The organism is Streptomyces sp. NPDC048002 (genome assembly GCF_040653275.1).
Classification (GTDB): domain Bacteria; phylum Actinomycetota; class Actinomycetes; order Streptomycetales; family Streptomycetaceae; genus Streptomyces.
Map to the genome: position 1 here is coordinate 1 of NZ_JBEZNL010000077.1, position 12306 is coordinate 12306.

A 12306-nucleotide genomic window follows, 5' to 3' on the forward strand; every position below is an offset into this window, starting at 1 on the left:
TCGGCGGAGGTGAAGTAGGGGTTGTTGACCTGCTTGGGCAGGAAGCCGACGGTGAGTCCCTTCTTCAGCTCGGCGTTGGGGTCGGCCTTGCCGGCACCGGCGGCGGCGGAGACGTCCTCGTTGGCGACGTCCTCCTTGGTGGTACCGCCACAGGCGGTGAGGGCGAGGGCGAGGGAGGTGGCGGCGGCGAGGGCCGCGGAGGCACGGCGCAGTGACGACTTACGCATGATGGATTCCTCACGGGTGGGCGAGAAGGGATGGAAGAGTCGGCACTACGAGGTGGGGGTGGCCGAGCTTGTAGGCCCTGTTGGCGGCAGCGCGGACGCTGTGCCGACAACCGTCTTTGCGACGGCGGTTCGCGACGCGTTCCGCGAGCCGGGCACCAGGTGGGCCGAGGGCCCGTCGGTGGAGATCCGATGCAACGGCCGACCATGTGTCCCAGGCCGGGCGTTGTGGGCGGACTCATGATGCTGTGCGCCGAACTCCCATGCCTTTCGTCGGCGCAGTGTGCTTGAAAGGTTTCATTAAGGTTGCCCGGAAGTTAGTTCTCGGCTGAAGTCGCGTCAAGAGTGGTCGGCGCCCACTGCGGGCCGGTTCCGGTCGGTGGTATGCCGCATCAGGTGCTCAGCACCCACACTGACCTGCTCCTCAGTGCCGCTCCCGACGCCTGTGACCGGCAAGGGCACGATTCAATAACGGACACGCCAGGATTTCGGATCGCGATGAGTCCCCTCGCGCCCGCCCATGAAGACGGATAACCCCGGCCGCGGCCGGGGCGCAGCCGTTTCCGCAGCCAGACGCCCCTGTCGACGCCGGCCTCGATACGCCCGACGGGCCTTGCCGGCGGGCGGGCGTCCACCCGCGAATTCCGCGCGCGTGGGGCCGAAGTGCCGCCACTGACCGCTCCTCGGCGCCGCTGCGGGCGCGTCCGCGCGGCACGGAGATCCCGCTCGATGTCGCGACGTGACGTGGGTCACATGTCAAAAACCTGGTGCGCCAAGATTTCATGGCCGACTATCGCCGCACCCCTCACCGTGTCGGCGCCGCCCCTGGCCGACGGAGTGAATCGTTTCATTACAAGGGAAAGGGCTGGAGGATGTTCGACGGCGTTCCGCGCAGACCCGACCGCATGGCACGGGTACCGCAATTGCCTTACGCGAGGGGTGGGCGCGACCGCTCTCCACAGCGGCTCCTCCGCCTTCGGTGTCGTTGCTGCCGGCGGCTCAGGGTGCGCCGTTGCCTTGTCCCTCTTGTGTGGGCCCGGCTGGTTCAACGGACCCGTCACCGCGGTAGGCCCGAGGCTTCGCTGGTGACGGCCGAGGGCTGCGGCGCGTCGCGACGAGATCGCCGCCGAGGTGGAGGCGATGACCGACGCCGCTTCGGATGCTTCGAGCCCGCCGACGTGGGGGACGCCGTCAGCGATCGGCGACGACGCCGTCGACGCAGCCGAAGGCAGTTGAGGGGCGGGACACCGGAACTCCGTGATCGCCAGGACACCACGCACAGCGAATGGGCGCGGCCTGACGCTGGACTTCACGGCCCCGTGTACTGCCGCTCCGACGGCCGACTACAACAAATGCGGCGGCTACGGCTGCACGTCCTGCCTGGCGCTGATCATCGGATCGGGCGAGAGCCCCTTCCGCGACTACCAGCAGCGCCCGTGGGCCTGTTCCTCGACGACCGCATGCTCGTACTCAAGAAGGAGGGCGGCAGGCGCTTCGAAGGCTTGGGCCGGCTTCATCCGAAGCGGGCAGACCCAATTCCGGTCCGAAGGGGCATCGCAGCTCACCGGGTTCGGCAGCGTGTGGGGGGCCAGGTCGGGCCGGAATCGAACGTGCTCACCGGTCCGGGCCGGGCCGAGTTCGGTGGAGTCACCTGCGCCGGCAAGGCCATTCGTGCCGCCCTCCGTGCTCGCGAATACACCGTCGGGCGGTACGCCCGGTTCGAGATGTCTGGGCAGTCTGGGAAATCTGCTGCTGGTGACCGGGAGGCACGTTCTCGGAGCCCGGGTTCTCCTGTTCGGCGTAGCCGGCGTGTTCGGCAACGGCGCCTGCAGTGCCACTTGAAGGCCGTGTGTCCCTGACAAGTGCGCCACACAGGACGCGGAACTCGCCTTGAATATCCCCCGCATGTCGGTCCGCGGTACCGTCGTCCGCGTCCCCTCGGAGGCGGGCATACCGCGTGTTTCGGGTTCCGCGGAGCGCGTTCCTTCTGTCCGGCTTGCCGAAGGCAGCGACGTGCTGTCATGCCTGCTGGCCGTCGCCATCCCATCCAGCCTGCAGGCCACCGTCCGCGACTGGCGAGCAGATATGCGGTGGACCTGCTTTCCCCGCCCCCTCGACCTGGGCGGACTGCTGAAACCGGGGTACAACACCCTGAGGAACGAGGTCACCACTACTGTCAATCACCGGCTGCGGGTCACCTGAAGCGCCCTGTTCGGCAGGGCACGGCTTGCTCGGGCTGGGCACTCTCACCGCCAACATGACCATGGCCATCCCCGATCACAGGACGGCGAACGCCCGCCGCGCGAAGCCGGACAGTGGGCCGAGCAGCGGGGGGACTCCCTCGCAGTACGCTGTCGCGCCCGGTCAGGCGTCGAGCCCGCGCCCGTCGCAGGTGATGGCGCGGGCGAGTCGGTCACCGTGGCTGTGGATCGCGGAGACCAGATCTAGTTCGCCGTGCTTGAGCACCCACTGCATCTGGAGGCCGTCGCTCACTGCGATGCACTCTCGTGCGAGGGCCTCGCAGTCAAGGTCCTCCCGCACCTCTCCGGACTGCACGCCGTACCGGAAGCGTTTGGCCACGGCCTCAATGACCCCGTCGTACTGCCGCGCGTAGACTTCGTGGGCGGCGCTGGTCGGATCGGACATCTCTGACGCCATCAAAACAAAGAGTTCGATCAGTCCAGGTTGCGAGAGATGCCAGCGAGTTGCCTCAACCATGCCACGCAGCATGGCGATCACCCCCGCATCCTCGGGAATCCGCTCCCACCAGGCCTCCGCCGCCTCGATCCGGTGGTGCACCACGGCCAGCAGTAGATGGTGCTTGCTAGGAAAGTAGTGCAGCAGACCGCTGTCGGTGATGTTCACATCCTTCGCGATCTGGGCCATGGAGACGTTCTGGTAGCCCGAGGCAGCGAAGTGGCGCGACGCAGATTCAACGATACTCGCGCGCCGAACAACTCCGACCTTGTACGCGCCTCTCCGGCGAGCAATAACCATGTCCCCAAGGTAGCCACCTGTGCGCCAGCGGCATTGGTCACCTCCCACCCGCAGATCGCACCGGCGATCCCTTGACGTCGGAACGGTGAGATCTGGGCTGACACCAACGGCGAACCTGAGAGGCGAACCGGGCCGCGTGATTCGGGCTCCCGCACGGGGAGTGATACTCGCCGCTGTTCGACACCAGTGGGGGAGCGACGAGCAACAGCGTACGGCACCACCGTTGACCGGTGGCTCCGTGCCCGCTGCGATCTCCCGCCCTGGGATCCGGATCCCGTTCCCGCTGCTGCGTCAGACGGCCTGGCTGCTGACGGCCGCCACGATCGCGTTCAACGGCGCGGCGGCCTGGCCGGACCCGCTGGGCGTGGGCATGCACTCGGTGATCCCGATCCCGATCCTGTTCGTGGTCGCGGTGGAGGCGGCCCGGCACGCGGTGGGCCGGATCGCGGACATCACGGCGGACAAGCACATGGAGGGCGTCCGCCTGACCCGGTGGATGCTCAGCCCGGTCCCGACGTTCCTGCTGTGGCGCCGGATGAAGCTGTGGGAGCTGCGCTCCTACGAGCAGGTCATCAAGCTGGAGCAGGAGCGCCTGGTCTACCAGGCCCGGCTGCGCTCCCGCTTCGGCCGCTCCTGGCGCCGCAAGGCCCCGGTGGAGTCCCTGATGCCGCTGCGCCTGGCCCGCTACGGCGTCCCGCTCGCCGAAACCGCCCGGGCCGGACTCGCCGCCGGCATCGAGGAGCCTGTCGACGCTGCAGCGCCTGTTCGCCCGCCTCGACGCGGACCGTCTCGACGCGGCGCTGGATGCCTGGGCGCTGGCCAGGACGGCACTCGTCGAGGGCCGCAGGGTGGTCGCGATCGACGGCAAGACGGTCCTCGGCGCACGCGGCGGCGTTTCTTCGGCCCCGCACCTCGTCGCTGCCCTCGCTCACGGGTCCAAGGCAGTGCTCGGCCAGGTCGTGGTGGGTGAGAAGAGCAACGAGATCCCTGCCGCCCGAGATCTGCTTCAACTCCTCTACCTGGACGCCGTGGTGGTCACGATGGACGTGCTGCACACACAGCACGACACCGCGACCCTGATGATCGGGGCCGGCGGTGACTACGTGCTGACCGTGAAGGCCAATCAGAAGTCGTTGTATGCACAGCTCAAGGCGCTTCCCTGGGCTTTGATACCCGCCGTCACCAAGACGGTTCGGGGACACGGGCGTCGTGTCACCCGCACGATCAAGGCCGTCGACGTACCGGCATGGATCGAGTTCAGCGGAGCCATGCAGGTCGCCCAGCTGCGGCGCACCGTCACCAGGAAAGGCAGACGGACCGTCGAGATCGTCTGCCTGGTCACCAGCGCGGACGCCGCCACCGCACCGCCTGCGGTCCTGGCCGCATGGTGCAGTCGCACTGGGAGATCGAAAGTCGCCTGCACTGGGTCCGCGATGTCACCTTCGACGAGGACCGCTCACAGATCCGCACCAGCAACGTACCCCGTGTCATGGCGGGCCTACGCAACACCGCGATCACCTTGCTCCGCCTGGACGGACACCGCAACATCGCCGCCGCCCTACGGCATCGCGCCCGCGACACCGACCCCCCATCAACCTGCTCTTGGCAGCGTGATCAACTTTGCCGGGCCCTGGGGTAACCCCGGTCTCAGCGAACGGGCACTCCAGAGGGCTCACCCCTTTGAGCTGCACCGAACGCGCGGGACAGGATCTGAAGGGGCGCGAGCGGTTACGGAAGGGCGCCGGCGCGGGCGGCGAGGGCACGGAGTTCGGGTGTGGTGCGGCCGGACAGAAGGAGTCCGGAGATGAGGGACCTCACGGCGGGGCGGGAGTGCGTTTCCTGGGGTGCTTGGTGCTCGGCTGCCAGAAGGGAGCGCACGCATTCGTCCCGACGACCGCGTTGGGCCAGGGCGGCTGCTACGTCGGTGTGGTAGCGCGCCCGGCGTTCCACGCTGGGCAGGCTCTGCGGCGGCAGTGCACGGGCGGCGGCCAGGGCTGCGGAGGGGTCGCCGGTGGAGAACTCGGCGGAGATGCGATGGAGCTGAACGGTGGCCGGGCTGAAGCCTCCGCCGTGATCACGCAGCGCAGTGGTGCCGCCGAGGCTGGCGGCGATGGCGGCGGCCTCGTCTGTCAGCTCCCGCATCCCCGCCCGGTCGCCGCGTCGTGCGGCGCTGTAAGCGGCTGACTGGATCAACAAGCCGCGTTCGGCGGCGCCGCTGCGGGACGCGCGAAGGGCCGGGTCGTCGGCGGTGTTGAGCGCGATCGACAGTGCCTGGTCCTCCCATCCGGCGCGGCGGGCGAGCACGGCCAGGTTTCGGGCGGCTTCTGCCACCGCGAGGGGGTGCCCGGCGGCTTCGGCCACCTGGCGTGCGCGGTCGGCTGCCATCCAGCCGAGCTGCTGCTCGTCGAGCTTGATGAGCATGCGGGTCGCGAGAAGGTAGCTCTGCCCGAGCAGGTCGAGGTGATCTCCCTCGTCGGCGGGGCCGAGTGCGTGCCCGGCACGGATCAGGCGGGGCAGACGGACGACGAGGCTGCCGTACTGGCAGGTGTGGAAGTCGGCATGTATGCGGGCGAGTTCGACGGGCAACTGCTCCGGGGCCGGCAGTTCGTGGTCCTGGCCGATACCGAGCATCGCGTCCCGTAGACAGCCGACGAGGAGCTGTCCCACCGAGACGTCCTGCGCCGCTGCTGATCGCGTGGCCGGGAGCGAGACGCCGGCGGTCGCCGCGGCCGAGAGAGCCAGGAACTTCCGTCGCCGCACTGGGGCGTCACCCTCTTCCCGCTGAGTTCGTCCCAGCCTAGGGCCGGGAAGGCGCGGGTAGGCGAGAACAGAGGCGACAGGGTATCCGTGTCGGGTCATGGCCGGGGGCGAAGTCGCGGTGAGGCCGAACTCCTGGAGCGGAATGTCGAGCACATCAGCGAAGCGCCTGAGCACGGAAACGTCCGACAGCGACGACAGGCCCCGTTCGTACCGGGAGACCTGAGAGGCGGAGTAACCGGTCCGGTCACCGAGATCAGCGAGCGTCCAGCCTCGAGCCTGGCGCTTACGGCGCATCAGCTCGCCGGGTGCTTTTGGCTGTTCGGATCGATCTCGCGCGTTGCCGACTGACATGCACGCCCCCGTCGATAGCCGAGGTGGCCCCTGCTCACCGTAGTCCGGGCTGCCGGGCAGCAACAGATGGTTTGCACCAGATGCAAACGGCCTTGCAGCCCACGGCAACAGCCCTGCCGCTGCCAGATGCGAAGCGGTGCTCTGGAGCATGCCAAGGCCCGCAGCAGGCGGGCCGACGAGCTTGCACCGAAAGGCGTGAACGCGAATGAGCGTACGCAAGAAGGCCGCCGTCATCGGACTCGGCCACCAGGCCCTGGAGGACCACCTGCCAGGGCTGGCCGACTCCCAGTTCGCCCAGCTCGCCGCAGTGTGTGACACCGACTTCAGCAAGGTGGCCGCCCAGGCCCGGCAACAGCACGTGCCCGGCTTCACCGACCTCCGCACCCTACTGGAGGACGTGCGTCCGGACTTCGCCATCGTCGCGGTCCCCCACCACGCCGGCCGCGAGGTCATTGAGACCTGCGCGGCGGCCGGGGTGCACGTCATGAAGGAGAAGCCGTTCGCGACCAGCCCGGACGAGGCTGCCGAACTGGTGACGCTGTGCGACAGGGCCGGTATCGAGCTGATGGTCACTGTCCAGCGCCGCTTCCACCCGGTCTACACCGCTGCGGTGCAGCTTGTGGAGCAGATCGGGCAGCCGTATCTGGTCGAGGGCCGGTACACCTTCCACTGCCTCGACCCGGCCGCAGGATGGCGCGGCCGGGTCTCACTGGCCGGCGGCGGTGCTCTGATGGATTTGGGCTACCGCCTCGTCGACCTGCTCATCTGGTACCTCGGCCTGCCCGACCGGATCCTGGCCGACGTCTCCGCCGCCGCACATCCCGACGCGGACTACGACGCCGAGGACACCGCGCTGGTCCACCTCGCCTACGACTCCGGGCTGTACGGTTCCCTGCTCATCTCCCGCTCCGCCGGACCGAAGACCGAACAAATGACGGTGACCGGCCCCCGCGGCGCAGTGGTGATCGAGCGGGGCCGGGTGCGGCGCCTCGCCCCGGACGGGCAGCTGATCGAGTCCCTGACCCGTGACCCGGCCTGGCCCTCCGCCGCCACCGCGCAGATCGACTGCTTCTGCCGCGTACTCGACGGCGAGCGGACCAACCCCTCTGGCCCGAGCAGCCACGTGGAGCACGCCGCGTTCCTGGCCGCCGCCTACACGTCCCGGACCACCCGCACGCCCGTGGACCCGAAGGAGTTCCTGCTGTGACCACCTCGCCCCTTGCTCTCCTCGGCGGCCCGCCCGTCATCGACGTTCCTGGCCCCCACTTCGCCTGGCCCCCGATCGAGGGCAGCGACGTCGAGGCGGTCACCGGTCAGCTGATGTCCGCGGTGTCCATCCCAGACCGCTCCGGCGTCGTTGCCGCTCTGGAGGATTCCTTGGCGTCCTTACTCGGCGTTCGCCACGTGGTCACCACGTGCACGGGGACGGCCGCCCTGCACTCGATGTACGCGGCTGCCGGCATTGGCCCGGGTGACGAGGTGATCGTGCCGGCGCTGACGTTTCACGCCACGGCCACCCCACTTTTCCATCTCGGCGCGCGTCCCGTGCTCGCCGACGTTGACACCGGCGGGCAGCTCGACCTCGATGACGCCGCCCGCCGCATCACGGCGCGGACGAAGGCCGTCGTCGCCGTCCACTTGTGGGGACTGCCCGAGAACATGGACGCTTTCGCCGCCTTCAGCACCCGGCACGGCCTGATGCTGCTGGAGGACGGCTCCCACGCCCACGGCGCCACCTGGCGCAGCCAGCAGGTCGGCTCCTTCGGCCGCGCCGCGGCCTTCAGCCTGAACGGACCCAAACCGCTCTCCGCCGGGGAAGGCGGATTCGTCGCCACCGACGACACTGAGCTGTACTACCGCGTGCTCCTGCACGGCCAGTACAACCAGCGGTGCCGCCGCGAGATCCCCGCCGACCACGCCCTCGCCTCATACGCGGTCACCGGCATGGGCCTCAAGCTCCGCATTCACCCCCTGGCCGCCGCACTGGCACACGCCCAACTTCCCCGCCTGAAGGATTATCTGACCGGACGAGAGGCCTGCGCCGCCCGGATGCGGAGGGCTTTGCACGGAGTGCCGGGCATCGACGTACCGCACCCGCCGTCCCAGGCCGGTCCTGCCTGGTACGCGCTGCCTCTGCGCTACCGCCCGGACCAACTCGCCGGCCTGCCCGTCGAACGGTTCCTGGAAGCGATCCACGCCGAGGGCGCCGGCGAAGTCGACCTTCCCGGCTCCACCCGCGCTCTCGGCGATCACCCGCTGTTCCACACCCCAGGGGTACTCCTGCCCGGCTACGCTGACCACCAGGGCCCCGCCACCGACAGCTTCACCATCGCACAGCGCGTGCATCGCACCACGGTGAAACTTCCGGTGTGGCACCGCGACCAGGACCTCCAACTCGCCGAGGTCTACACCGCGGCCATCATCAAGGTCGCCGAACACCACAAGGATCTCGTGAAGTGAACGCACCCGTCGACGCCGCCCTCCTGGGCGACCTGATCCACGCCGCCGACGCCGACGGCATCACCAAGCACGTCGTCGGCGCCGTCATCCCCAACGCGAAAGGCAAGGTACTGCTGCTGCACCGCACCGCCGACGACTACCTCGGCGGCCTGTGGGAGCTCCCCTCCGGCGGCGTCGACGCGGGCGAGACCCTGACCGAAGCTCTCCACCGGGAAGTCACCGAGGAGACCGGCCTCACGGTCACCGCGATCGGGACCTACCTCGGGCACTTCGACTACGTCTCCAGAAGCGGCAAGAAGACCCGACAGTTCAACTTCACCGCCCACGTCACCCACAAGAGCGACACGGTCAAGCTCGCCGAACACGATGCACACCTGTGGGCCGACCGTACGGAACAGCAGCAAGTCTCCAGCGCTGTACGGTCCGTGCTGGCAACCTGGCGCGAGGAAGCTGCTTGAGGGACGCAACTTCCCTCGATGAGGCGTCGGCCCTTGCCTCCCTTCGGCCGGTTCGAAAAAGAACATCTCATGGTTCTTCTGCGGAACTCGGCCGCGGGTGTCCGTCGCGCGGTGATCGGTGCGCGGGGCTGCTGGTTCGGACGATGTCGCTGTATTCGACCTGGGCCAGGTTCTCGATGCCCCACTTCCACCGTGCTGGACCTGCAGCCTCCTCAGCGCACCCCAGTGCGGGAGCTGGGTCCTTGCCCGTGTCCCTCGTCAGCGGCGAGGAAGAGAACCGCGGACAGGAGCAGGGCCGTTCCGGTGAGAACGGTAGCGTTGAGCCGCTCGTCGAAGACCTGGATGCCGATGACCGCCGCGGTGAGCGGCTCGACCAGGGCGACCACGGACGCCGTGGTCGCCCGTACGGAGCGGAGGCCAGCGAAGAACAGCGTGTATGCCAGGGCTGTAGGCGCAGCTCCCAGGTAGAGGATCAGGGCCAGGGTCCATGCCGGTCGCTCCATGTCGGGCAGCAGGCCCTCCAGTAGAGCCATCGGCAGAAGGCAGACCGTGCCGACCGCGAAGCCGGTGACAGTGGACTCGAACGCGCCACCGGCGTTCTCCCGGCCGGAGAAGCGGCCCAGCAACGTCACGCCCGCGTACCCGGCGGCGGAGAGCAGCGCGTATCCGATGCCCAAGAGGGGAGCCGGGCCAGTGCTCCCATCAGCGCCCCCCATCAGCAGCACCAGGCCGACAACGCCACTCGCCACCGCGGCGGTTCCGGCGACGCCGGTGCGCTCGCCCAGCGTGAGCCGGGCTCCGACCGCCACCAGTACCGGACCCGAGCCCAGGGTCACCACCGTGGCCACGGTCAGCCCTGCCTGCTGCACGGAGGCGAAGTAGGCCGTCTGGTAGACCGCCAGCCCGAAGCCTGTAATCAGGGCCCGCCGCGGGTTCGCCATGAACGTCGCGCGCAGCGACAGCGCCGTCTCCGGCCGCCGGGACCGTCGCACCAGGTGAGCCGCCAGAAGCAGCCCGAGTCCGGTCAGGAACCTCCAGAAGGAAACGGAGATGGGGCCTATTCCACCGACGTCGTACAGTTCGGCGGCCACCGCACCGCCAGTGCCCCATGCTGTGGCCGCGATCGCGACGTAGAGAACACCCTGCCGAACGGGCAGGGCGGAAGAGGACTGCAACTGAGGTCTCCTCGATTGATTGCCTTCACGATGTCTGCGTGGGCAACCCGCGCAGCCACCCCGGTAACCCCGGGATGGCTGTGCATGACTGCCCGCCTTAAGCGGCGGGCGGCGGAGGCGTCAGAAACAGCTGCATGCGATCACCTTACCCGGCAATGGGTACGTCCCAGCATGGGCCGGGACCTGTCCACCGTCCGGGGCCCCTTGCGTATGCGTTCTTCGAGCACTTGTCAGAGGCCATCTCTACGAAGGCGAAGCGCGCTGTCGTACGGGCCGGGAGGGATGTGGAGGGTGGCGGTGTCGTAGTCGCCGAAGCGCAGCACGTTGTCCCTGCGGTGCGGGCTGAGCGCGGCGATGTCGTCGGGGCTCAGCTCCCAGCCCTGGCCGGCCATCTGGCGCAGTGTGTCGGTCATGTCGATCGTGGTGGAGAAGATGATGTTGTTGGCCATCAGGTCGAGGAACTTGACGGCCTTCTCCTGGAGTTCGGGGTCGCGGGAGCGCAGGTAGCCGTCTCCGCCGAAGTGCAGCCACTTGGTGTACCCGTTGTATGCCTCGGCTTTGTTCGTGGCCCTGGTGATCTGCTCCCGTAGCTGTGGGTCCGACAGGTAGCGGAGCAGGACGGTCGTCCGGACGGCGCGGCCGACCTCGCGGAAGACCCGGTGGATCTGGCTTTTGTGGGAGTGGTTGTTCAAGCGCCGCAGGAGGGTGATCGAGGAGACGGTGCCCTCCCGTACCGACAGGCCGACCTGCATGAGGTCCTTCCAGCCGTTCTCGATGAGCTGCCAGTCGATGCAGGTGCGCGGATCAGCGGAGAACAGCGCGTCGATATGCGGGTAGCGCACCTGGGGATCGGGGCGGTGGAAGGTGAGGTCCTGGAAGTTGCGGATCCGCGGCAGCAGGTCGATGCCGAGCAGGTGGGCGAGCCCGAAGACCGGGAAGGACTGTCCCTGGGTGTCCGCATGCACGGTCTCCGGCCTGACCTGCGACTCGTTCGCGAGGAGCGAGTCGATGAGGTAGACGGCCTCCCACACCCCGCACGGGACGAAACGGGAGAAGAGTGCGACATAGGTGCGGGCACCATAAACAGCGACGATCTCGGGAGTGGGGCCAGGGCCAGATCACGGAGCGTACACACACTCACCGTACTTGAGCGTCACGCTCTGCTGTGAAGTGGCGGCTATTACACGTATCTCCTTCGCCCGCCAGCAGCAGGACGCCGCCGCGACCTGGACAATCGGGCACCCCCGCTGATGGGTTCGTCGACCATGGCCAGGGGCCGGGGCGGCGAGCCTGCCGTCGGATTGCTGCGGCCCGGCAGGGTAGGCTCCAACACCCCTACGGGCCACATCGCGGCCCCCCGGAGAGCGGCTGGCCCAGCTGCCGAAGCCCCTCCGGCGCGGAGGTCAGACGCTGATCCGCACCTACTCCGGCGGCGGCACCCACGAGTTCGTCGCCCGGCTCGCCCAACGCGGGAGGTGGCTGTCGTATTCGGTCGGCATGACCATCACCGACGCTATGCGCGCCGCCGTACGACACTCGTGAGGGAGCGACGAACACTTGCCTACGGCGCAGCCATTGGTCGGCTGCTCTGTGTCCGGGGCGATCTGTCGCTGTGGGGCCCAGGGTCCCGCTGTCCTGTTTGCATATGCGTGGGAAGCGGTGTGCCCGTGTCATATGGGAGTGTGAGTCCTGCGCGATTGTGACGGCTGGATCGGGGGAGCGAGACGTGACTGCGGGGGACGGTGTGGTGCCGCGGTTGACGCGTGCGCACCGGGTTCTGATCGGTGTGGTCGTGTTCGGCGCCGTGATCATCGCCGGCATCGGCTTCGCGGGTTCGTACGCCGCCGTGCGGGAACTGGCCCTCAAGAAGGGCTTCGGGAA

10 protein-coding genes and 4 pseudogenes are annotated in these 12306 nt (G+C 68.5%); 8 read left to right on the forward strand and 6 right to left on the reverse strand.

The annotated features are described in order from the left end of the window. Positions 1-227, reverse strand: a pseudogene (locus AB0E07_RS39505) (rhamnose ABC transporter substrate-binding protein); the annotation flags it as partial. Between the two features lie 2010 nt (positions 228-2237). Between AB0E07_RS39505 and AB0E07_RS39510 the strand changes: the two are divergent. Further along, a complete protein-coding gene (locus tag AB0E07_RS39510; RefSeq protein ID WP_362263243.1) occupies positions 2238-2426 on the forward strand; it encodes a hypothetical protein in 189 nt (62 codons plus the stop codon). 162 nt (positions 2427-2588) lie between these two features. On the opposite strand, the gene AB0E07_RS39515 is transcribed toward AB0E07_RS39510, so the two are convergent. Next, positions 2589-3221, reverse strand: coding sequence for a TetR/AcrR family transcriptional regulator (locus AB0E07_RS39515; RefSeq protein WP_362263246.1), 633 nt, complete (start codon positions 3219-3221; stop codon positions 2589-2591). Positions 3222-3486: 265 nt separating this feature from the next. Between AB0E07_RS39515 and AB0E07_RS39520 the strand changes: the two are divergent. Next, positions 3487-3960: pseudogene (locus AB0E07_RS39520) on the forward strand (DUF2637 domain-containing protein); the annotation flags it as partial. A 61-nt stretch (positions 3961-4021) separates the two neighbouring features. After that, complete coding sequence (locus AB0E07_RS39525; RefSeq protein ID WP_362263261.1) at positions 4022-5029, forward strand: ISAs1 family transposase; 1008 nt, start codon at positions 4022-4024, stop codon at positions 5027-5029. Here AB0E07_RS39525 and AB0E07_RS39530 read toward each other — a convergent pair. Together AB0E07_RS39530 and AB0E07_RS39535 are read right to left on the reverse strand one after the other, a co-directional pair. Next, a complete protein-coding gene (locus AB0E07_RS39530) occupies positions 4950-5981 on the reverse strand; it encodes an XRE family transcriptional regulator (RefSeq protein WP_362263264.1) in 1032 nt (343 codons plus the stop codon). The genes AB0E07_RS39525 and AB0E07_RS39530 overlap by 80 nt on opposite strands. 138 nt (positions 5982-6119) lie before the next feature. Further along, positions 6120-6566: pseudogene (locus AB0E07_RS39535) on the reverse strand (helix-turn-helix transcriptional regulator); the annotation flags it as partial. On the opposite strand from AB0E07_RS39535, the gene AB0E07_RS39540 reads away from it, so the two are divergent. The 3 genes from AB0E07_RS39540 to AB0E07_RS39550 are packed head-to-tail and all read left to right on the forward strand — an operon-like array spanning position 6538 to position 9250. Further along, a complete protein-coding gene (locus AB0E07_RS39540) occupies positions 6538-7539 on the forward strand; it encodes a Gfo/Idh/MocA family oxidoreductase (protein ID WP_362263249.1) in 1002 nt (333 codons plus the stop codon). The pseudogene AB0E07_RS39535 and the gene AB0E07_RS39540 overlap by 29 nt on opposite strands. Next, a complete protein-coding gene (locus tag AB0E07_RS39545) occupies positions 7536-8792 on the forward strand; it encodes an aminotransferase class I/II-fold pyridoxal phosphate-dependent enzyme (protein ID WP_362263252.1) in 1257 nt (418 codons plus the stop codon). Before AB0E07_RS39540 ends, AB0E07_RS39545 begins: the two co-directional genes overlap by 4 nt. Then, complete coding sequence (locus AB0E07_RS39550; protein WP_362263255.1) at positions 8789-9250, forward strand: NUDIX domain-containing protein; 462 nt, start codon at positions 8789-8791, stop codon at positions 9248-9250. Before AB0E07_RS39545 ends, AB0E07_RS39550 begins: the two co-directional genes overlap by 4 nt. 212 nt (positions 9251-9462) lie before the next feature. Here the strand turns inward: AB0E07_RS39550 and AB0E07_RS39555 are convergent, their stop codons facing one another. Together AB0E07_RS39555 and AB0E07_RS39560 are read right to left on the reverse strand one after the other, a co-directional pair. Further along, positions 9463-10425, reverse strand: coding sequence for an EamA family transporter (locus AB0E07_RS39555; protein WP_362263258.1), 963 nt, complete (start codon positions 10423-10425; stop codon positions 9463-9465). A gap of 230 nt (positions 10426-10655) precedes the next feature. Next, the gene (locus AB0E07_RS39560; protein ID WP_362263267.1) at positions 10656-11519 is read right to left on the reverse strand and encodes a Tn3 family transposase; all 864 of its coding nucleotides are present in this window, start codon (positions 11517-11519) and stop codon (positions 10656-10658) included. 94 nt (positions 11520-11613) lie between these two features. Here AB0E07_RS39560 and AB0E07_RS39565 point away from each other — a divergent pair. Next, a pseudogene (locus AB0E07_RS39565) lies at positions 11614-11943 on the forward strand (IS1380 family transposase); the annotation flags it as partial. 208 nt (positions 11944-12151) lie between these two features. Continuing rightward, on the forward strand, positions 12152-12306 hold a 155-nt coding region (locus AB0E07_RS39570; RefSeq protein WP_362263270.1), incomplete at its 3' end, for a DUF2637 domain-containing protein.

Bases quoted from the DNA above. Each gene is read 5' to 3' on its own strand.
- AB0E07_RS39515 (WP_362263246.1), bottom strand. From the start codon at position 3,221: ATGGTTATTGCTCGCCGGAGAGGCGCGTACAAGGTCGGAGTTGTTCGG.
- AB0E07_RS39540 (WP_362263249.1), top strand. From the start codon at position 6,538: ATGAGCGTACGCAAGAAGGCCGCCGTCATCGGACTCGGCCACCAGGCC.